General features: G+C 61.4%; 1 pseudogene. It reads left to right on the forward strand.

Going from position 1 to position 585, the window contains the following annotated elements:
* Positions 1-178: 178 nt before the first annotated feature.
* Positions 179-562 (forward strand): annotated as a pseudogene (locus UUA_RS18185) (phage integrase N-terminal SAM-like domain-containing protein); the annotation flags it as partial.
* Positions 563-585 lie beyond the last annotated feature (23 nt).

Consider the following 585-nt stretch of genomic DNA (forward strand, 5'->3'; position numbering starts at 1 on the left):
CGCTCTTGCTGCCGAACGCTTAGTAGACCCCAGACCGGGGCATATGCACCGGATGTTCAGCTTTCGACCGGCACGGGTCAAGCGGATGAATCCTGCGGACAGACAAGGGGTTGCCGGATGGCGGCTGGGGGTGTGTGGGGGCGATGCTGTCGTTGCATATCTCGCGGATCGAGGTGCTATGTCTTATCCCCCACAATCGACGGTGATAACGGCTGCTGATTCGGGGGTACCTGCGCCCCGCCTGCTGGACGAGGTTCGGCGACGTTTGCGGCTCAAACACTATAGTTTGCGTACCGAGGCCATCTACGTGGGATGGATACGCCGGTTCATTCTGGCGAACGGAAAGCGCCATCCGCGTGATATGGGTGCGGTGGAAGTGGAAGGCTTCCTTTCCGTACTGGCCGTGCGCGGCGGCGTGGCTGCCAGCACGCAGAATCAGGCGCTGTCGGCGCTGCTGTTTCTGTATCGGGAGGTGTTGCGGATTGACTTGCCGTGGATGGAGACGATGGTGCGCGCGAAGCGTTCGCAGCGCGTTCCCACCGTCCTGGCGCGGGAAGAAGTACAGGGGCGGATTCAACTTTGAAG

This window comes from Rhodanobacter thiooxydans LCS2 (genome assembly GCF_000264375.1).
Taxonomy (GTDB): Bacteria; Pseudomonadota; Gammaproteobacteria; order Xanthomonadales; family Rhodanobacteraceae; genus Rhodanobacter; species Rhodanobacter thiooxydans.